Consider the following 20,908-nt stretch of genomic DNA (forward strand, 5'->3'; position numbering starts at 1 on the left):
GGCGGGCTGTCGCTGCAGCTCGCCCGCCTTGACGACGGCAGCGCGTTCGTCATCGCCCGGCTGGAAGCGCGCACAGCCGACGGCCTCCCGGCGCTGGAAGCGCGCCGTGAAAGCCTGGAAGCCGCCCTGCAAGAGGCGGGCGTGCAGGCAGACTGCAACGTCGTCCTGCAGGGAGCCGCTGCCCGGCCTTCGGCAGGGGCCGCAGCTCAGGCCGACGGGCTTCAGGCGCTGCTCGCGAAGCGGCTCGGCGCCGCTCCGCTGGAGCGTTATGCCGACGGAGAGACCGTCAGCATAACGATGAGCGCGCCCAAGCTTCACGCTTCGGTAATCAGCGGCGGCAAACGCGTCAACCTGCAGGCCGCGGTTCACACGGTAACCGAAAGCGGACTGCAGCGTATCACAATCGGCACGCCGGTCATTACAACCGAATATTGAACTTCTTTCCTTCTCTACGCAAAACCAGGCAAGCTGCATAAAATGCGGCTTGCCTTTTACCGAACCGCACCGTATATGCAACCTGCGGCTCCTTTTACACACCAATCCTTTAAATCCAATACCGGAAAAAACTTTTTTCGAAAATCGGCGTCTAACTAGTTGGAATCCGTTTAAATAAACTTACAGACAAGTGGTACAAGGTACGTAGTAAGTGGCAAGCAGTAAATGCACAGCGGTTGCCCAAGAATCATAAGCGCATTTTATACACGAACGGATCGCAGTCACATCCTCATCAATGGCGCTTGCTCACACATCTGATCGTTCACGGTTTAATTCCCAACTTTATTGAAATCGCTTACAATTAGAATCCGGGAGGCGGTACAATGACACTGCGTTTTTTTCAATGGTTCGGTAAATGGAGTTTTCCGGAAGGTTTCGGACGTAGATTAACAGCAGGCCTGATCATCACGGCCGTCCTTGTCTCCCTGGTGTTAAGCGCGCTGCTAAACAGGCTCGTGCCGGGTTCCATGACTTACGGCGACCTGATGACCCGCTCGCAGCCCGCCTCTTTTTATCTGCCTGATGAAAATTTCACTTACCGTGACCAGGGTGTCATTGAATCGTTTACCCGCCTGGCCCTTACCAAGCAAGCTTTGCGGAAAGAAGAAGCCACCTCCGCCTTTATTCCCGGCAAGGAGCCTCTCCGGCTTTCTTATGAAAATTCCAAAGGCCGGGTTATTCTCGTCGATGCGGACGGCCGGATTTATACGCCGGTATCCAAAGCGGAGCTCCGCAACGAGTCCAGGCTGCATTGGCTCTGGTGGAAGCTGGATACCGGCCGCTCGTCCTACCTGTATTACGTAACCGAGCCTGACGCGGCTGTAGCCCGGCTGGCCGAACAGATCAAAAATTCGGCTCCGGCATTGGGAGCGGCGGGCTGAACCCTTAGCATCATACCCTGCCAAGAACGTTGTTCTTTGCTCCTCGCCCAAGCCCTTTGTTTGCCCGCTGCTTTTTTCCACATCGCACGGCTATCCCGGCCCCTTGCAGAAACCCGGCTTTCCGGTATGCGCCGCATCCGGTTCCGCCGGTTCTCTCCCCGGGGCTTTTTTCAACTTTCGAGCAGTGCAATCAACTTTTGCAGAAGTGCAGGCTCTTCGTCCCGGAATTGGTTGAACCGGAGTCTTAACCGTTCAAACACTTCTTTATCCTCGCGGATTTCATGTCGAATGTACTGGTCCCTCAGCTTCATCGCTCTCTTAGCCAGATCCTTATAGCCTTCCGCAAGTTCCTCGTCATACGGAATGATCCCCTCATTCACCAGATATTCGATTCGCTCGCTCATCATTTTTTTATGCTCCCACAGGAGATGAAGGTGCCTCACGTCGTTGCGCATTCCCAGCCGGGGATCGTTTTGCTCTACGGCGTCATAGTACATCTGCAAATAGTCGTATACCTTGATTCCGAAAGCTTCATTCTCGTCCGGATTGTAATTGATCCGGTTTAAACGGGTCTCCCCGTTCAGGTAATCGCGCAATTGGTCGATCACGGCCGTCTTGTCGAAAGGATAGTGGAATTCCGCCTCGTATTTGTAGAAATACGTATGGTGATCGGCTGTTTGCTCCTCCTTCAGCAGCTTTTTCATGGAATTTACGGCATCGAGAAACTCTTCGAAAGATATCTCCAAATTGCGGTATACTCCCGTAAAGTCGAACATGGAGACATAAAAGATCCGTTCTTCCCAATTGAAGCCGTACAGAAAAAGGTGATGGGGAAACGGCTCCTGCTGATAGCAAGCCGCCGGCGACAGCCTGGACTCGTCCAAAAAAACGATACAATAATACCCGTTGCGGATCTGATCCGCAAAAAATTTCGGCCAGTCATCCAGCGCCAGATTTTCCAGCATCATATAATTGACAGTGCATGTGAGCAGAAACGGGTTGTTGAAATTCAGCTCATTGGGCTCGCCCCGGAAAAAGTCGACATAGCACTGCCTGCCGTCCTCCAAAAATTTCTTTGTGCAGGATAACTGGACAAAATTGCTGTAGAACCAGGGAGTCGTTTCTTCATGTCCGCTGGTAATGGAGAGTGTGTAGCCCCACCGCAAAAAACCTTTAAGTGGCGGATTCGATAACGGAAGCTGAACGGTGTTCATCTGATTCTCCCCTTTCTGAGATGTAAACCGGAATGGTGACCGGCAGAGTTCCGGCAGGCTCCGCCGTGCCCGTCAGAACACGGGCCAGGGCCTGCAGGGTATGCGGATGGTGCTCGTAGCAGGCCAGGAAGCCTTTGGCCTCCGGGAATGCCGCAAGATCGACGGGATTGCGCAGGGAAACCGGGATGACTTTGGCGCCTCCCTCCAGCAGTTTGCGGACCAATGCGGGCTGTCCCGGATTAGAAGCCGTGTGGAAAATACCGGCGATGATCTGCCCGTATCGCTGCGCTTCGGAAGCCAAGGCCGCAATCTCATCCGGATCCGGGCTGGTCCCGTACACGCGCTCCGTGAGCTTCGCCCCGATAAAAGGGCGCAGGAAGCCGGCCAGGGTAGCATCGTGTACCGGCTCGTCTTCGGATTTGCAGGCGGCCGAGATTTGCGGCCAGAGCACCAGCGTGTCGACGTCCGGAGACAGCCTGCAGAAATCCGGTTCACGGTTGACGGCCGTGATGCTTTCTTCACGGAGCCGCTCTATCGTCCGCAGCGTCTGCGGATTCTCCAGCAGAAGCCGCGCTTCTTCCCAGTTGCGCTCCCGCAGCTCTCCGATGCGGCGCTTCTTCAGGCGAAGAATACGCTCCACGGAAGCGTCGATCCGCTCCTCCGGCAGGCGCCCGTCCGCCACGGCGCGCTCAAGAGCCGCCACCGCCTCCAGCTGGCTTGCGTACGTGTGGCTGACGAGCAGCAGATCCGCTCCCGCCAGCATGGCCCGGACGACGGCCTCGCCTACGCCGATTCCCTGCGTCACCGCGTCCATTTCCATGCAATCGGTCACGATGAGCCCGTCGAAGCCCAGCTCCTCCCGCAGCAGTCCCGTCAGGACTTCCCGGGAGAGAGTGGCAGGAACAGGCTCTCCGCCGCTGAGCAGCGGAATTCCGACGTGGGCCGTCATAACGGCTTCGGCCCCGGTCAGGGCTGCCCGCCGGAACGGCACAAGCTCCACCGACCGAAGCCGTTCGAGGGAATGCCTCACGACCGGCAGCTCGGCATGGGAATCCGTCTCCGTATCGCCGTGCCCGGGAAAATGCTTGATGACGGAGGCGATCCCTCCGTCCTGAAAGCCGATCATGGCGGCGATCCCCAGCTCGGAGACCAATTCGGCGTCGTCTCCGAACGAGCGGACGTCAATGATCGGATTTCGCGGATTGACGTTGATGTCCACCACCGGCGCGAAATTCATATTGATGCCCAGCGCCTTCAGCTCTTCCGCCGTCCCCTTGGCGGCTTCGTAAAGCAGCCCGGGATTGCGCGCAGCTCCCAGCCCCATCGCCGCGGGCAGCTGCGCGATCCCCTGCCTTACCCGGACCACCATGCCGCCCTCCTGGTCCGTCCCGATCCACAGCGGAATGCCGGTCGCGGCCACAGCCATCCGCTGAAGTTCCTCCGTTAAAGCGAATGCCTGCCCGGGGTTGTCCAGATTGCGGGAAAAGAACACGACGCCACCGACGAAATGGTTCTGCAAAAGGTCCCGGATATTCATATCGGGCGTAAAGCCCTCGAAGCCGGCCATCAACAGTTGGCCGATTTTCTCCTTCAACGTAAGCTCGCTACACGCTTTCATTCGTATCCCCCTCTGCCGTTACACTTGCGTCCAATCGAATATAACGCCCATGGAATCTGACTTTCGCCCGGCGAGCCGGGAATACACCGATACGGCTTCGAGCGGGCTTACTTTCTCGCTAACGAGACTTGCGACGTCCAGTTTTTCGCGACGGATGGATTCGAAGATGAATCCGTTCATGTCCGCTTCCGTCCACCCTTTAAAACCTTCCATCATCCGCCCGTGAATCCCCAGTATGCTGACCGAATTAAAGACGACTTTCGGCCCGATCGTCTGTTTCGAAGGCTCCGTCGAATCGCCCAGCAGGATCACTTTTCCGAGATCCCGGGTGAGTTGGGTACAGTGCGGCAGTACGGCATAGGAGCCCGTAATATCGTACACCGTGTCAAGCATTCTGCCTCCGGTGAGCTCTTCTATCGGTCCGAACGCATCAGCCACCGGAAGATTCAGCAGATCGGTCGCTCCGTTTCGGCGGGCTTGATCCAGACGGGAGCTCTCCGGCGCAATCGCGATAATTTGGCGCGCACCGCTCGAATTCAGATACTGGACCACGAGCTGGCCGATAAGACCGAGCCCGACGACGCCCACTCTTTCGCCGAATGCGGGCTCGGCGCGCAGGATACCCAGCAGGGCGACCTTGGCGATCTGCGTAAAAACCGCCTCTTCATCACGGACCGTATCGGGAATAAGCGCCGCTTCCCGGTAATCGGCCAAGAAGTACTGGCGGTGTCCGGCGGGGCAGATGATCCTGTCGCCGGCCCGGATTCCTTCTACCCCGCTGCCCGTCTGCAGCACTTCCGCCGCCATGGAGTATCCCGGATAGAACGGATAACGGACCCACGATGACCAGACCGTCCCCTCGTCGAAGCTCCCTTTCAGACAGGCTAGTTCCGTTCCCGTACTGATCAGCGACTTTTTGGCCGCACATAAAATTTGTCCCGGTCCCGGCTCGGGCACCTTTTCCTCTATGAGCTCGATCCGGCCCGGTTCCTGAAATACGCAGTTTAACGAGGTGTATCCCTCGCTTGTCGCAACATCCGGCATGCATTGGCACTTCCTTTTTTAAGTATAGGATGGGAATTCAGAATTCCTTGAAGTACTTTTCCGCGGGAAGCTCCCTCGGTAGACCCGGCACGGGGCCGCAGCTCCAAACACAGAGCGCCGGCTCAGGCACGAACGCTAGTTCAAACTCAGGGCAGCAGTTCCAGGCAGGAAGCAGCCTTCACGCATCTGCCGGCCCGGTCGCTTGTCAGGACCGCAAAGCCGGAGCCGTCTTAGCTGCTCGCGCTGCTGTACCCCCTTACGGCCTGTTTCCAGAGCAGCCGTACGACAGCGAAAAGCAGTAGCGATCCAACCAGCGCCAGTCCCGCATACAGCCAGCTGAGCTGCCCGAGCAGGAACATCGGGCCGAAATTGGTAATAAGGAACAGAGGAATAACGAAGGTGCCGATCCGGCGGACCCAAGCCGGGTAAATAGCCATCGGAAAATTGTTGGCGTCCCAGACGGAATGGGCGATTTCCGATACGGAGCCCGTCTGGACGAACCAGAACGAAAGCAGCGCCGGAATAATCATCAGGCAGTACGTGATGACAACGGAAACGACAAGCAGCAGGGCGAATCCCGCAAGCTGCACGAATGTCAGCGGAATATCCATGGCGTGCCAGCCGATACCGACCATGACGAACCCGACCAGAATGTCGGGGATCGGAAGCGCCAGATCCACATAACGCAGGGAAGCCATGAACTGGAGGGAAACCGGCTTCGTCAGCATGAGATCAAGCGAGCCGTCCTTGATATACTCGGGAATTTTCATGAAATTTGTAAAAAACAGGCCGACATAAATTCCGGTCGCCACAGTATGCATGCCAATAAATAGCAGCAGCCCTTCGGGCGGTATCCCGTCCACGTGAAGGTCGGTGCGGAACACGACGAGCACATACAGCAGCTTGGCGAGCAGGTAGACGGATTCGACCAGCAGGCTCATGATAAAATTGCCCCGGAACTCCATCTGGGCGATGAGGCAGTTTTTAATGAACATGCCGTACAGGAGCGCGTATTTTCTCGCGATTTTAAACATATGGAACGTACGCTACCCCCCAACCGCCGAATATTTCTTCATGGATACGCGCCACGTCAGGCGGGAAAGCCAGAAGAACAGCAGAATCCACCCGCACTGGATCAGCAGCCCCTGGTACATGGCCGCCGCTTCCGTCTTGCCGCTGAGGACATTGACCGGAAAATAAATCGTATACGGGAACGGCGTGTACTGAAGCGCCTTCACAACCGTTTCCCCGAAAATCTCCAAAGGAAACATGCCCCCACTCAAAATATTGACAAGCAGACTTGTAATGACGAAAAAATACGAGATTTCATGCAAGTAAAACGCGCTCGCGCAGATGCAATAAGCGATCAGGAAGTTGAGCAGAAGCGCTCCGAGCAGCGTGAAGGCAAACAAGATCAGCCGTACGGCCTCCACATCCAGCACTTCCCTTGCCGCCGAAATCCAGATAATCCCGATAAGCAGAATCGCCGTAATTCCGTAATAAATCGCCTTCTGTCCGAAGAAGGACACCAGCCGGTAACCGAAGTAACTCACCGGTTTGATCAAATATTTGTTAAGGCCGCCGTTTTTGATATCGTCGGCAATCTGGTGCTCGAACTGGGTAGCGATCAGCTTGGACACCAGCCCCGCCAAAATGGTGTACAAAATAATTTGACCGTACGAGTACGAGAACAGCGCCGTCTGGCCGGAATGCCGGTACACCGCCGTCCAAATGAAATACTGGACAAGGATCGGAAAAGCGGCTCCCAGCAGACCGAGAAAGAAGTGAAACCGGTATTCCATCGAATGCTGGACGCCCATCGAAAAAACCGCCAAGTACAATTTGCGTCTGTTCATCCGGCGGATTCCTTGCGGTAGAGCATCGAAATGCTTTCCTCGATCGGCACGTCTTCGATCGTCCAGTCGACGATCGGGAACGCATCGAGCACGGCGCGAGACACTTCCTTCAAGCGGTGCTTCGGCAGCTCCAGAACGGCATTGTAGCCGTCTCCGCTGACGATTTTGCCGAACTTGGCCAACCGATGCTCGGCAACGGGCTCGGAGAACTGCAGCCGGATAATCTTCTGCTCGCCGAAAAGATCATTGATCTTGTGGAGGTCCCCGTCATACAGCAGACTTCCTTCGTTAATGATGATCGTCCGCTTGCACAGATCCTCCACATCCTTCATGTAGTGGCTCGTCAGCAGGATCGTCGCGCCGAACTGCTCATTGTAATATTTCAGAAATTCCCTGACCTTCTTCTGGGAAGGAAAATCGAGGCCGATCGTCGGCTCGTCGAGATAAAGCAGCCGGGGCCGGTGGATAAGAGCGGCGATCAGCTCCATTTTCATCCGTTCGCCCAAGGATAACCGGCGCACCTGCACGTTCAGAAGCTCCTGAACATCCAGCATTTCCGATAACTCGGCGAGGCTCCGGCGGTAAAGATCGTCGTCCACGTCATAGATACATTTGTTCAGATAAATCGACTCGCTTGCGGGAAGATCCCACCAAAGCTGGTTTTTCTGGCCCATCACGATGGAAAAAAGCCGTTTGAACTCGTTTTTCCTCTCCCACGGCACATAGCCGAGCACGTCGGCTTCCCCGCCGGTGGGATACAGAATGCCCGACAGCATTTTGAGCGTCGTGGTTTTACCCGCCCCGTTGGGCCCGAGAAATCCGACGCACTCGCCGGGGCCGATGTCGAAGGAAACGGATTTTACCGCTTCCTTCACCAGCGACTTGCGGGCGAATAAATTTTTCAGCGAATTTTTAAGCCCGGCTTCTTTCCGGTAATACACGAACGATTTGTGCAGCTCCCGCACACGGATGAAGTCCATCCCTGCCCCTCCTGAACGATTGCCTGTTTTGCCTGATTGGGCGGCATAAAGTTTAAACGCTTAAATCCCGTTGTTATAAAGCAGCACGCATTTGGAGCAAATCGGCATCAGACCGCAGGCCAGAACTTCGCGCTGCTTGCGGAGATCATCGCCGTGGAAAATGTCCGCCACGCTTTCTTCATTCAAGTTGCCCACGCTGAATTCCGGGAAAAATTTGCACGGATTCACTTTGCCGTCCGGCATAACGTCCATCCGGTTGGAGATCGAAAAGCACTTAGTCCGTTTCATGGCCGGCTTCTCGCTGCCCCGGATAAAGTCTTCCACTTCCTCGGGCTCCAGAGCGGGCTGGTAACGGACACGAACATTCCATACCCGGGAATTGACGCGGTTCAGTTCATCGATCAGCGTGTCGTAATTGTCGGGCGAGATGTGGAACGTGAACGAATGCCAGCTGTTCTTGTGGCCTTCTTCGAAACGGGCGGCCAAGTGCGGGAAATGGGCATCGAAGTAGGTGTCCATTTTCTCCGCCGTATCGGTGGGGATGTACCAAGGGAAACAGAAGTAGACGGAATCGACGCCCATTTCTTCGAAGTATTCCATAAAGCTGTACAACTGGCTGACCATCTGGTCGTTTACGGTCAAGGCTACGGAAACCTTGCCTTTGTACACGCCCTGTTTTTGCAAATCCAGAAGGAGCTGGACGGCGTGAATCACTTTCTTGAACGTGCCTTTGCCCCGGATCGCGTCATTCTCCTTCTCGAAGCCTTCCAGGCTGACCAGCATGACGAGATTTTCCGACATTTTCAGAATAGAATCCAGCTTCTGCTCAATGAGAATCGCATTCGTGCAAATGGTCGTGTACCGGTCTTCTTTGGCCAGCAGTTCCGCCAGCTCATCGAACTTGGAGTAGAATAGCGGCTCCCCGCCCCACAGGAACACTCGGGATTTGCGTTCTCTCGTTTCGGCCAGAAGCTTCTCCACGACGGGAATCTCGATTTCATCGTTCTTCACTTCTTTGGCAAAGCCGTGATGGAAGCCGTCCGGGTTCCATTCGAAGCAGTGTTTGCAGCGCAGGTTACAGCCGTTATTGAGCTTGATTCCGATCTCGTAAGGCACGGGGGCCGCATAAGCCGGATCTTCCCTGCGCTTCCTTCCCGTTTCCGCCAGCGGAACCAGGGTTCTTTTCATATTACGGAACGTAAGTTGGTCAAACGTAACTGCTGTTTTCGGCTGCATAAGTATTCCTCCCAAAATGGTTGATTTTTGACCGCTGCTCCAGCAATCGTGTGCAAATCCCCTCCAGCAGATGTTCAGAAAAATCCCGGGCTTGCCACTCTGTAAACCGGATACCGAAACCGCAGGTTTCCCAGTAGGTTGAATTATGAAGCTCGTGGTCGCCGAACGGCTCCAGCATGACAAAAGGGATTCCGAACGACAGCGAGTCGTTCAGGGTAGCTCCCCCCGGCTTGCTGATGATCGCTGCGCAATTGCGCATCAAGTCCGTGTAAATGGAGTAATCCCGGAGCGGGTACTCCCGGAGAACGCCGTCCTCACGGACATAGCGGACCATCGGCGGAAACGTATGCCGCCCCTGCGCGTCCCGGCTCCACGGGTCCCAGGAGGCATCCGTTCCGAAGTAGCGCGTAACCCCGTCGTCCTCCTCCACTTCGGAAGCGTCATAGACGATCACATCGAGCCGGCGGCCGAGCGCGCGGAGTTCGCGGATCGTCTCGGCGTAAGTGCCGATCCCCCAGCCGCCTCCGTGGATCAGAATGCTTCCGGCACGCTGCCCGTAAGGCAGGGGCTCCGCTTCGTCCGAAGCGATGTAGCCGCCCGGGGACAGCTTCGATGGCTCGTAAAACCAGACGTTGTCGTAGCCGGGATACAGCTGCTTGTGCACTTTAAACGACGGCGTATCCCACGCGTCCAGCCGGATCAGCCGGATATCCAGGGGCCGGCCGGCAGCCGCCTTATAGCGTTCCAGAATCGGCAGCCAGAAGCCGGTGAACACCGCAAACCGGGTGATACCGGCCCGCATCCAGTCCTCCAGCAGCCTCAGAACCGCTTCCTCGTTCAGGGAAGTGTCGACGGGCCTGGCCAGCTTATGCCCCATACGGGCTACGGAGAAGTCCGCATGGAACGCTTTTTTGGTGGCCCGGATCTTGTGCCGGACTTCTTCGTGATACACGTTCTCCAGAACGTGAACGTCCGAACCGACTCCCCTGCCCTGCAGGTACGTGTGCAGATGCATAGCCGGAATGTATGCGCCGAGCGAATTCCCCGACGCCAGCAAAGTAACCGAAGATGAATTCATTCGCAGCTCCCGAGTTGCAGATTTAGTTGTACACCTTAACGGACAAGCCGGCGAGAACGTGCCGCAAGCTTTCGACCAATTCGCTGCGGTGTTCGTCGTCACGGCCGACCACCGATACATACAGCCGTCCTTTCGGCATACCGCGTTTGTTCAGTGTTCCTTCGGCCATACGGCGGCGGGTCAGAATCTCGTTGACCATCACGGTATTGGATGAGAGAGGAACGATCCCGTACCCGCCGGGGGCCGTCAGCAGCAGACCGGACTCACGCAGAGCATGCAGCAGTCTGCCGAACGCGAAGCCTTCCGGAAGCCCGAGGGAGAGGAACGTAAGCCAGCCCGTACGGCCGTGCTTCTCCCAGCATTTATCGAGATAAGCGTTAATGAGGCCCATGGACTTGCGGGCGTTAATCTCCACGATGGATACGACTTCCCCGTCCTCCAGGATCATGGAGTCGAAGCAGACGAAGCCGTGGTAGCCGTCCTCCGCCAGAAGCCGGAGCGCTTTCTCCATCACACCGAAATAGCCGGCGTTCTCCAGCAGGCGGATAAAAGCCTCATCCGCCCTGATCGACCCGCCGTAATTTTGCTGGTGGTTGATCATCCGCTGAACGGAGATGAATTCCGTCTCTCCGCTCTCCCGGATTAGCCAGTGAGAACTGAAATCCGTTTCTTTCTTCAGCAGAGGCTCCAGCAGGAAATGAGAGCGCAGTCCGCTTCCCTCCTGTTTATGCAGGTGCTCCGCTATCCTCCGCTGCATCGCTTCGCTGTCGATGAGCAGATTTCCCTTGCCCGAAACGCCGAAGGGATCTTTCAGCAGGTAAGGCCCCTGCTTCAGAAGCGCATTCCCGGCCGCCTCCACTTCCGCCGCACTGCCCGCCTCCGTGCCGTAGCACTTCTCGCCGATTCTGGCCAAGAGACGGTTGGAGTACATCTTCGAATTGACGCGTACAACCGTCTTCAGGTCCGGCAAAGGCTCCAGCGGTCCGGCCGCCTGCAGGTACGCTTCCGTCTCCGCCGTAATGGCGTACGGAGACAAGATGCCGGCTGCCCCGGTGATTCCGGCTTCTTCCGCCGATTGCGCCTGTCGGGAGGCTCCGGCAGCATTCATCGGAGCGAGGGATTGCGGCTGCTCCGCACCGGTAGAATAACCGGAACCGGCGGCCTGCAGCACCCTGTTTTCCGGATCGACAAGCTTGTCTTTGTCGGCCGCAAGCCGGAACACACACCGCTTGAAATCGTCCGGTCCGGGCAGGGCGGCCCGCTCGTCGTTCAAATCATAGAGGTAGCGGTTCCGAAAGGAAAACCCTAACCCCTCCAGGTACTCGTGCAGCACCGGATCGATTTTGCAGCGGCTGTAAAGGATATCTTCCGGTCCGCAGAACGGAAACAACAGATCGTCCATGCAGAGGACAATTGACTCTCGGTCCTTATCGGGCATAGCCGGCAGCCGGGCCAGATCCGGATCCCTCCAGCGCGTTTCGGGATCGAAGGTTCCCATAACGGTTTTCGGAATCATGCCGGCTTCACTGTTTGACATCTTCGTACAGCGGCTGCGCTTGGGACTGGCAGCTTTTCAAAAAAGAGATAAACGTTTCGATCGACTCGAGATGTTCGTAATCGAATTGGTCGTAGTCGATGGCGACGTTCAACTGATCCTCGACTTTCAGCATAAACTGGATCATTTGCAGTGAATCGAGGCCTATATCGTTGTTAAGGTCCGTTGCGGGGGACAGGGATTGCCGGAGTTCCGGTTGATCTTCTTTGATAGCGCACAAAATGTCTACGATTTTATCGTACATGACTACACTCCTTTAAAGGGTTAATGTGTGAGGGTGCAACCGAGTTCTTGCGTTCACAAACTCCAGTACAAACGATAACCTGCTCGCTGTCTCCCCTCCTTTTTCCATAAGTTACAATTATTATCCTCCTGCTGTTAAAAGCTGTCAATGTTTACAATCCTGTATAAATATTAAGTTTTGTTTACAAAAACCTAAAATAAGACGCTTATTCAGGCTTTTCCCACCCTTTTTGAAAGAGTATTTGAAAGAGTAGGAGAATCGTCGCGGGTGGAAATTTGTGCTAACCGGATCCGTTCCCGTTTCATCCTTTTCCCCTCCGGTTAAGAAGAAATACAACAGAACAAGAGAGGAGAATGAGTCATGAAATCTTCCTTGATGCAAAAGGTTGCGACAGGAGTTTTAGTGGCGGTGCTCCCGAAACTCGTTGACATGGCCTTCGAAAAAATGAGAAGCAAAAAACAGAGCCGCGTCCAGTAAAACGGATAACGGCCCTGACTGCCTCCGGGCAGCTGATTCCCTCACACCGTTCATGCCTGTCAGGCGCGCTGCACAAGGCTGGAACGTTTGCATAGAAGAACACAGGAAAAATCCCTTGTCGAGTAAACAATTGTTTGCTTGGAAGGGATTTTTTTGATGTTTTCTTAAGTGCAGGCCGAGTGCTTTCGCAGCGAAAATTATGGTAAAATATACAAATAAAAGCGTAATTTTGGTGTATTTTCTTCACCCGGAGGTGATGGTTTGATTGCTCTTCTGTATTCATTCCTGAGCATTGCCGCATTGCTCACCGTAAAATTCCTGAACGTCAGTCCCGCGATTACACTTACTACGGCGTGCTTGCTTATCGCTGCCGCCTTCGTATGTGCGTACCTGGATTACAAAAGTAACAAAGGCTTTAACTCTTACATGAAAAACGTCAGCATAACCTACTTGATTTTCATCGTGATTTTCGCGTATACAGCGGTGAGTCTGTAAGTCCCTTACTAGTTGCTCTTTCTATTTCATTTCGTTTTTCAGGAGTTGATTAAAGTTAAACTTCGACGAATAATTATAATAATCCTTACTTTAATTTGCGTCGGATTGCTTGTTGCCTGGTACGTCAATAATTCTCTGGAAAAACCTATTCTAACAAAAGACGAAGCCATATCGGTTGCAAAAGGAAAGCTGCAATGGACTGAATCGCAGCTTGTGGAAAATACATTAATTGATAGAAAAACAACTCAATTTGATCCTACCGAAAGGGAATCGTATTTTTTCGAAAAAGTTAACAAAAGGCACCGTTATTTTTATCATATCGTATATTGGAATCATTCAGATCCTAAGGGCGCAATCGCCGATTTGTGGATAGACAGTAAGGATGGAAAGGTCGTACTAGGAAAAATCCATGAGCCGGATCTAAAGAGTGCCCGTGAGTTTTCCGATCTAGAATAAGTAGAATTTGAAAAAAACAAGGTCAAGAGCTGGAGTACAGCTCTTGACCTTGTTTTTAATGTGCCCATCCTTAACCCTTAACCGCGCCGGCAACCATGCCTTTCATGATCTGCTCCTGGAAGGCCAGGTAGATCAGAATGGTCGGGATGACCGAGATAGCCATGGCCGCCATCGTCAGCCTGTAGTCCGTGCCGAAACCGGTAGCGAACTGCGACAAGCTGAGCGGAAGCGTCTTGAGGGACGGCTTGTTGATAAACACGAGCGCGAACGCGAAATCGTTCCAGTAACGCAGGAACGCGAGAATTCCGACGGTGGACAGCGCGGGAACGGACAGGGGCAGCAGCATTTTGGTGAAAATGCCCCAGTAGCCCGTACCGTCGATCAGCGCGGCTTCCTCGATTTCCTTCGGCACCGACGTCATGTAGGCGGCGATGATGAAGATGGCTACCGGCAGCTCAAAGGCGACGTACGGCAGAATCAGCGCGCCGTACGTGTCGAGCATGCCGATTTTTTTCAGCATGATGAACAGCGGCACGAGCGTACTGTGCACGGGAATGAGCATGCCGAGCAGGAAGTAGCCCATCAGCGGTCCGCGCATGCGGAACGAGAAGCGGGAGAGGACGAACGCGGTCAGTGCGCCAATGGCCAGAGTAAGCACCAGCGCAACCAGCGTGACGATCGCCGAGTTGATGACGGCCGTCTCGATATCCGCCACTTTCCAGGCCTGCACGAAGTTGTCCCATTTCCATTCCGCCGGAAGGCCGAACGGCTTGCCGAAAAATTCGTCGTTGGTCTTGAATGCGCTGATAAACAGCCAGATCAGCGGGTACAGCGTGACGAGCGCGTACACGGCAAGCAAAATATTTAAAATCGAGCTTTTGGCGAGCTTGCCAAAAGCGTTCTCTCTGCGGGCGGGTTCCGTCCCTTTCACGGGAGGAACGGCGGTTCCGGTCATCTGTGGCATGCGAGCCCTCCTCCTTTCGTCATACAGCCTGATTCCGTCTCATGAGCCGCTGGCTTCCGGCGATCAGCACCAGGCTGATAATGATGATCAGCGTGGAAATGGCGCTGCCGTACCCGAAGCGGTAGACGGAGAACGTGTTGTTGTACATATAGGAGGCGAGCAGTTCCGTTGAATGCGCAGGACCGCCCCCGGTCATGACATAGATCAGGTCGAAAGCCTTCAAGCTTCCCGAAATACAAAGCACGATCGTGACCTTCACGGTATCCCAGATCATCGGCAGCGTAACGGAGAACAGCTTGCGGCTTCCCGTCGCCCCGTCGATCATGGCGGCATCGTCAATATCCGAAGGAATATTTTGAAGCGCCGCGATAAACATGATGAGATAAGGCCCGATATAATTCCAGATAATCGGAACGGTCAGCGCGAGCATGGACACCGATTTGTCGGAAAGCCAGGCTTTCTTCCACGATTCCAGCCCCACCGCATCCAGCAGGAAGTTCAGAATCCCGATTTGCGGGTGATAAATGTAGCTCCAGATAATCCCGACGACGACCGACGAAAGCACCATCGGCATAAATACCGCCGAGCGGATAAAACGCTGGAAGAAGTTGCTCTTGCGCAGCACCAGGGCCAGCACGAGGGCGATCGGCACCTGTCCGAAGACGGAAGCCGCTACCACGATCAGGTTATTTTTTAACGCGAGCCAGAAGATCGGATCCTTCAGGGCTTCGACATAGTTATCAAATCCGTTGAACTTGGCTTCTCCAATCCCTTTCCAGTCGAAAAACCCGTAATACGCCGACCAGAAAATCGGGACAATGACAAATACGCTGTAAATAAGCAGCGCAGGCAGGAGACCAAGCACGATAAAGTTGGTCCTTCTTGACGAGGAAGTCATGGCGTCTCTCCCCTCCTATTGGTGTATACCTTCAAGGCGGTTCAAAAAATATCTACTAAACCTATCAGGAAGCATGGTTATTCACCGGTAAAGCAGCGTGCGGAAACAGCTTCAGACTGCGTAATGCGGGCAGACTGCGGGGCGTATTTCCGCCGTGCTTTCCTACCGGGAATTCCGTTGTGCCCGGCTTTTCACCGGGATCGTTCTTTTTATGATCTCAATCGTTCGAAAATTTTCCGGCTTCCCGGCCGCGCCGATGTCCGGCCGTCCGTTGTTCCGGCAGGTCTTTCTCCGCCGTCCTGGCTCTCTCCGCCTGTCTTTGTTAAAAACGGGGCGACTAGCGCCCCGCTTCTTCTACTACCGGAATCCTGTTATTTACCGAGAGATTTCGCCTGTGCATCCTGCAGTTTCTTCGCTACATCTTCCGGTTTGCCGCCCATCAGAAGCTCCTGAATGCCGTTGTTGATCACTTCGGAAGCCGCCGAGGAAAGCTGGGAATCATAAACCGGCGTACGTTTTACCTGGCCGACCAGGTCGTTCACTTTCGCGAAAAGAGTGGAAACCTTGCTCTTATCCAGCTCGACTTTATAGGAGACCAACTGGTTGGACTCCAGCGTGCGCTTCTGCGCTTCCGGTCCGGCCATCGCCTGGATCAGCTTGTCAGCCGCTTCTTTCTTCGCGCCCTCCACTTTCTTGTTGAGACCCAGGCCTATGCCTACAACGCCGGAGAGGGATTTCGGATCGCCTTTACCGTTAGGAACGGATGGCAGTACCGTAACTTCGATGTTGTTCAACGCTTCCGGCTGCGCGCCGTTGGTCAGATTGGTCAAGGCCCATCCGCCGTCGATCATCATAGCCGCTTTGCCTTGTGCAAACATTTGCTCCATTTGCGTGTTGTCGATGGAGTTGAAGCCTTCCTGGAAAGCTCCCGCTTTGCCGAGATCCTGCAGCGCTTTCAGAGCGGCTACGAATTCGGGATCGGTGAACTTCGCACCGTCTTGTGCCGCCGCTTTCATAAACCATTCCGTACCGGTGTAACGGTCTGCCAGAGAGCTGAGAATACTGGACTGGGCAAGCCATGCGGCTTTATTGCCGAGGGCGATCGGGGTAATTTTCTTGGATTTGAACGTCTCGATCGCTTTCATCATTTCGTCCCAAGTTTTAGGTACCGTTACGCCGTTATCATCAAACATTTTCTTGTTGTAGTAAAGGATAGAGGTCGGGGACAACGACATCGGAATGCTGTATACTTTGCCGTCTACCGTAAAGTCGTCGAAGGAGTTCGGGAGGAAACCGTTCTTCCACTCCGCATTTTTGTCGAGCAGATCGCCCACAGGCTGGAGCAAGTTACCGCTTACAAATTCTTTGGTCATAGCGCCCGGCCACATCTGGAACAGGTCCGGCATTTCGTTTGCTGCTGCAACCGTTTTCAAACGCGTTTTGTAACCGTCCGGCGGAATCGCCTGTACTTCAAGCTCTACATTCGGGTTCGCTTTTTTGTATTCTTCGATGATAGCCCGCATCGTTTTGGCGCGCGCATCTTCACCCGTAAAGTTGTGCCACAGGGAAAGCTTGACTTTTTCGGTCCCTTTACCGGCGTCGCCCGTGCCCGTTGTTGCCGGCTCTTTGCTGCATGCGGATAACAATGAGAGTGACAGAATCAACGCAATACCTGTTTTTGCCGTTTTTTTCATCATGTGTAACCCCTCCTTATCTCTATTCTTTTTTAGTATAAAAGGGGACAGCCATTGTCAAAAGGGGAGTGATTTCGGGGATAGGGTGGGGTAAATTCAGCCCTTTTAGACGCCCCCGCCCTCCAATACCTGGAAAAGAAAAAGGCCCCGGCGATGCCGGCAAGCATCACGGAGCCTTTATTTTAAACACCGGCAGGGCCCTGTTTACCAGGTTGCCCTGCTTTCCTCCTGACTCCGCGAGCCCGAATCTACTGAATTTAGAGAAACGGAAATCCTCCGGCTTCAAGCCGTTATCAGCGTTCAAAAGCACGTATCCGGCCGACCGGCCGGGCTCCGGGTCCAATGCTTTACTGCTTGCCTTCGCGTCCCGCACGGAATTCCGTCGGCGTCTGCCCCGTGTATTTTTTGAACAGTTGGCTGAAATATTTAATATCCTCGTAGCCGACCTTCTTGGCCACCTCGCTGACCTTGACGGGGGTTTCCCTTAAAATTTCGGCGGCCCGGCGAATGCGCTCCCTCATGACGAATTCAATGTAGTTTACGCCCGTTTCCCGTTTGAAAACTTCACTGAAATGATTCGGGTGAACATGCACGTGCCCCGCCACCTGCTGGAGAGTCAGGGTCCGGTCGAGATTATCCTGAATGTAGGCTATCGCCCGCTTGATATAGAGAACGCCGTCTTCCGACACGTATTGATAGTAGGTTTCCATAATGACGCGCAGCCGCAGGTACAGGTTCTCCTGGAGATCGCCCTGCCCTTCGGCGCCCGTGCCGTCTCCCGGAAGCTTGTCTCCCTGAGCACGTTTGGCCGGGTCCTGATCGGGCAGACGGGGAAGCTGCGGCATGCCGAGCGCAGACGCGGTCCGTTCCAGCCACCTGTGGGCCGCAACGACGAGCGAATCCGAGTAAGCCTTCAGCGAAGCGGGCGTTGCCTCGGCGTCGGCAATCTCGCCGTCCAGCGCCTTCTGCACGAAGTGGCGCAGCTCGATCGGGTTGCCGTTCTTGAGCAGAATCGCCAGTTCCGATTCTTCCTCCTTCGAGCAGACCGTGCGCCCGCCCTTGCGGCCCTCCACCGCTTCGTAGGCAAGCAGCGTCTGCGCCCCCGCGAAGCCGCGGAACGAGGCGGCATAGACCGCCTCCCGGTAGGAGCGCGGCACCTGCCCCAGCCCGCTTACCCGCGAGCCTGCCGCGGTGAACAGGACGCACTTGAGCTTGTCCGAGACGCGGCCGAGCCTGCTGCGCAGAGCATCCGCGTCCCTGCCTTCCGCCCGGAGCAGGACGACGATGTCGTCTCTGCGCCGCAGGGTCTCGCAGGGCAGCAGCTCGCCGAGCATGTTGTCGACGGCGAACTGGAGCAGGTTTCCCGCAGCGCGGCTGTCGCCCCAGCCCTGCACGCTGATCAGGAGCACCTGCAGGCACACGCCCGCGGCCGCTTCCGGCAGGTGAGGCAGGCCGAGCTTGGTCAGCACCTGGGGCACCTGCTCCAGCGAATCGGCATCGTCGATGCCCTCGGTCACAAGACGCTCCAGCAGCCCGCTGTGGAAGGCGCGGCGCTGCATATTATCCGCTTTGCGGGCATCCCACTTGCTCACAATGCGCTGCTTCGCTTTCATCACGGCCCGGATAATTTCTTCCGGCCGGCTCGATTTCAGCAAATAATCGCCGATGCCGCCGCGGATAGCCTGCTGGACGTAAGCAAAATCATCGTAGCCCGTCAGCACGATAATTTCGCTGTCCGGAAGCATCTGCTTCACCTTCTCGGCCATCGTGATTCCGTCCATTCCGCCCATGCGGATGTCCGTCAGCACGATATGGGGATGCTCGGCGGGGGCGCGTTCCAGCGCTTCTTCGGCCGACTCCGCGGCCGGAAGAAGGCGGAAGCCCAGCTCCTCCCACTGAATAACCGTGCTTAAGCCGGTGCGAATAATCACTTCGTCATCGACAATCAGAATATTCATGCTGTCCCCGCCCCCTCTACAATCGGTATCATAAATGTAATCACCGTGCCTTCTCCGACGATGCTGCGGATATGCAGCCCCGCCTCGCTGCCGTAATGAAGCTGCAGCCTCCGGTGGACGTTGCGCAAGCCGTAACTGCCCGGCACGACAGGCTCGTCCACCGCCGATAAGGCCGCCCGGATTTCATTCAATTTATCGGGTTCGATTCCTATCCCGGTATCTTCCACCATAAAAGTCAGCTCTGTGCCCATCCGCTGCGCGTAGACGCGGATGCTGCCTTTTTCACGCTGCTTCTGGATGCCGTGAATGAGCGCATTCTCGATGAGCGGCTGAAGAAGCAGCTTCAATACAGGCTTCTGCCGGATATCCGGATCCACGACAAACTCGATATCGAATTTGTCGGGATAGCGGACGGCCTGGATGGCGGCATAGTGCTCCGCATGAGCGACTTCCTGCTGCACCTCGCAGTACTCCGCGCCCTTGTTCAGGCTGAACCGCAGAAAATCACTGAGATGGCCGACCATCTCGGCGATCTTCATATCCTTGCTCATCAGAGCCATCCAGTGGACAGAAGAGAGCGTATTGTACAGAAAATGCGGATGAATCTGCGCTTGAAGAGCGAGCATGTCGGTCTCCTTCTTCCGCGCTTCATTCAGCTTTACCTGCTCGGTCAGCCGTTCGATCCGGTCGCTTAACCGGTTGTAGCTGCGCATAAGCTGCCCGACCTCGTCGGCCGATGTGACCGGAAGGGCTTTCATAGGTTCCTCCGGATCGGTGTCCTTGAGGAACCGGGTCAGCATAAGCAGCGGCTTCGTCACGCGCTGGACGAAGAAAATCACGAGCGAGGCGACCAGAACCACCGCAATAGCGACCGCCGCCGCGGTTAAGAGCAGCACGTAACGGTTCTGCTCGCGGAAGTTTTTGTACGGCATAATGCCGACCAGTTTCCAGTCCACGCCGGGCACCGTATCGTACAAAACCGTATTTCTATCAGCGCCCTGCCCCACATTAAAAGCCCCCGAGGTCCCCGTTATACCGGGCATACCCGGCATCCATTCGGACAGAGGACGGTTCAGCCATTCCACTCCGGGACCGGCAATGATATTGCCCTGTTCGTTCACGAGCAGGACGCTGCCGCCTTCGCTGATATTCGATTTCCGCAAAGTATCGGCAATCACTTGCTGGTCCAGGCTGATGGTGAGACTGCCCAGATGGGCGAATGTGTTCACGCTGCGGATGGGCCGCACCAGGGAAATCATATTTTTCTCGCCGATAGTGGTCTGGTTCTTATACAGCGGCGTCCACCATTTCGGACGGTTTCCGGGCTCCGTATCTTTGGGACCCGGCCAGGGCGGCATGCCGGAACTGACGATGCTTGTATTGGATAAGGAGGGAAGGTCTCTCGCCGAGTCTATGGTGATTTCGGCAATGTAAGGTTTCGAGAATGCCAGGTTGGTCAGAAACCCTATAATAATGGTAGGCTTGAGCGCATCCCACTGGGTATCGGACAAATACTGCTGCACATCTCTCTGCCCGATCAGGAAAATCGACATGTTCTCTACGTCCTGGACCATAAGCTCCATGTTGGTTCTCATCTGGGTCAGAAGCCCGAAACCGGACTGCTTCGCCTTTTCTTCCGTAACCGACGAAGCGATTTGATAAGAAAATATTCCGAAAGACAACAGCGGAATCCCTATGGATACCAGCATCAGAAATGATAGTTTCCGCTTCAGCGAACGGTCCAGCCAGCGCCTCATTTTCTATC

At 55.1% G+C, this 20,908-nt stretch carries 18 protein-coding genes; 3 read left to right on the top strand and 15 right to left on the bottom strand.

Annotated features, from left to right (window positions below; genetic code table 11):
• Both HMPREF1207_RS29780 and HMPREF1207_RS09890 read left to right on the top strand, forming a co-directional pair.
• A partial coding sequence (locus HMPREF1207_RS29780) for a YwmB family TATA-box binding protein (protein ID WP_016423628.1) occupies positions 1-435 on the top strand: 435 nt, incomplete at its 5' end.
• Positions 436-818: 383 nt separating this feature from the next.
• The gene (locus tag HMPREF1207_RS09890; RefSeq protein WP_009671699.1) at positions 819-1,376 is read left to right on the top strand and encodes a hypothetical protein; all 558 of its coding nucleotides are present in this window, start codon (positions 819-821) and stop codon (positions 1,374-1,376) included.
• Between the two features lie 170 nt (positions 1,377-1,546).
• On the opposite strand, the gene HMPREF1207_RS09895 is transcribed toward HMPREF1207_RS09890, so the two are convergent.
• The 10 genes from HMPREF1207_RS09895 to HMPREF1207_RS09940 form a co-directional block, all read right to left on the bottom strand.
• Positions 1,547-2,590 (bottom strand): hypothetical protein, encoded by a 1,044-nt coding sequence (locus HMPREF1207_RS09895; RefSeq protein ID WP_009671704.1) that lies wholly within the window; start codon positions 2,588-2,590, stop codon positions 1,547-1,549.
• A complete protein-coding gene (locus HMPREF1207_RS09900) occupies positions 2,550-4,208 on the bottom strand; it encodes a glycoside hydrolase family 3 protein (protein WP_009671691.1) in 1,659 nt (552 codons plus the stop codon). Before HMPREF1207_RS09900 ends, HMPREF1207_RS09895 begins: the two co-directional genes overlap by 41 nt.
• A gap of 18 nt (positions 4,209-4,226) precedes the next feature.
• Positions 4,227-5,252 carry a zinc-dependent alcohol dehydrogenase gene (locus HMPREF1207_RS09905; protein ID WP_009671701.1) on the bottom strand — a complete coding sequence of 342 codons (1,026 nt, stop codon included), beginning with the start codon at positions 5,250-5,252 and terminating at the stop codon, positions 4,227-4,229.
• A gap of 230 nt (positions 5,253-5,482) precedes the next feature.
• Complete coding sequence (locus HMPREF1207_RS09910; RefSeq protein WP_009671723.1) at positions 5,483-6,286, bottom strand: ABC transporter permease; 804 nt, start codon at positions 6,284-6,286, stop codon at positions 5,483-5,485.
• A gap of 12 nt (positions 6,287-6,298) precedes the next feature.
• Positions 6,299-7,108: an ABC transporter permease gene (locus HMPREF1207_RS09915; protein ID WP_009671727.1), complete on the bottom strand. Its 810-nt coding sequence runs from the start codon at positions 7,106-7,108 to the stop codon at positions 6,299-6,301.
• Positions 7,105-8,088, bottom strand: a complete 984-nt coding sequence (locus tag HMPREF1207_RS09920; RefSeq protein WP_009671675.1) for an ABC transporter ATP-binding protein — start codon at positions 8,086-8,088, stop codon at positions 7,105-7,107. Before HMPREF1207_RS09920 ends, HMPREF1207_RS09915 begins: the two co-directional genes overlap by 4 nt.
• 60 nt (positions 8,089-8,148) lie before the next feature.
• On the bottom strand, positions 8,149-9,324 hold the full coding sequence (locus HMPREF1207_RS09925; protein WP_009671676.1) for a radical SAM protein: 1,176 nt from the start codon (positions 9,322-9,324) through the stop codon (positions 8,149-8,151).
• Positions 9,296-10,402, bottom strand: a complete 1,107-nt coding sequence (locus HMPREF1207_RS09930; protein ID WP_009671693.1) for a hypothetical protein — start codon at positions 10,400-10,402, stop codon at positions 9,296-9,298. Before HMPREF1207_RS09930 ends, HMPREF1207_RS09925 begins: the two co-directional genes overlap by 29 nt.
• A gap of 22 nt (positions 10,403-10,424) precedes the next feature.
• On the bottom strand, positions 10,425-11,939 hold the full coding sequence (locus tag HMPREF1207_RS09935) for a hypothetical protein (protein WP_016423629.1): 1,515 nt from the start codon (positions 11,937-11,939) through the stop codon (positions 10,425-10,427).
• A complete protein-coding gene (locus HMPREF1207_RS09940; protein WP_009671724.1) occupies positions 11,926-12,201 on the bottom strand; it encodes an acyl carrier protein in 276 nt (91 codons plus the stop codon). The genes HMPREF1207_RS09935 and HMPREF1207_RS09940 overlap by 14 nt, the downstream gene beginning before the upstream one ends.
• A gap of 738 nt (positions 12,202-12,939) precedes the next feature.
• On the opposite strand from HMPREF1207_RS09940, the gene HMPREF1207_RS09945 reads away from it, so the two are divergent.
• On the top strand, positions 12,940-13,173 hold the full coding sequence (locus tag HMPREF1207_RS09945; RefSeq protein WP_009671718.1) for a hypothetical protein: 234 nt from the start codon (positions 12,940-12,942) through the stop codon (positions 13,171-13,173).
• A gap of 526 nt (positions 13,174-13,699) precedes the next feature.
• Here HMPREF1207_RS09945 and HMPREF1207_RS09955 read toward each other — a convergent pair.
• The 5 genes from HMPREF1207_RS09955 to HMPREF1207_RS09975 all read right to left on the bottom strand — a co-directional run bounded on the left by HMPREF1207_RS09955 (position 13,700) and on the right by HMPREF1207_RS09975 (position 20,900).
• The gene (locus HMPREF1207_RS09955) at positions 13,700-14,593 is read right to left on the bottom strand and encodes a carbohydrate ABC transporter permease (RefSeq protein WP_009671722.1); all 894 of its coding nucleotides are present in this window, start codon (positions 14,591-14,593) and stop codon (positions 13,700-13,702) included.
• 19 nt (positions 14,594-14,612) lie between these two features.
• Complete coding sequence (locus HMPREF1207_RS09960) at positions 14,613-15,491, bottom strand: carbohydrate ABC transporter permease (RefSeq protein ID WP_009671728.1); 879 nt, start codon at positions 15,489-15,491, stop codon at positions 14,613-14,615.
• A 371-nt stretch (positions 15,492-15,862) separates the two neighbouring features.
• Positions 15,863-17,185 (bottom strand): extracellular solute-binding protein, encoded by a 1,323-nt coding sequence (locus tag HMPREF1207_RS09965; RefSeq protein ID WP_370866982.1) that lies wholly within the window; start codon positions 17,183-17,185, stop codon positions 15,863-15,865.
• A 347-nt stretch (positions 17,186-17,532) separates the two neighbouring features.
• Positions 17,533-19,143, bottom strand: a complete 1,611-nt coding sequence (locus HMPREF1207_RS09970) for a response regulator (RefSeq protein ID WP_009671695.1) — start codon at positions 19,141-19,143, stop codon at positions 17,533-17,535.
• Entirely contained in the window at positions 19,140-20,900 is a 1,761-nt protein-coding gene (locus tag HMPREF1207_RS09975; protein WP_009671661.1) for a cache domain-containing sensor histidine kinase, read from the bottom strand. The genes HMPREF1207_RS09970 and HMPREF1207_RS09975 overlap by 4 nt, the downstream gene beginning before the upstream one ends.
• Positions 20,901-20,908: the final 8 nt, after the last annotated feature.

This window comes from Paenibacillus sp. HGH0039 (genome assembly GCF_000411255.1).
GTDB lineage: Bacteria > Bacillota > Bacilli > Paenibacillales > NBRC-103111 > Paenibacillus_F.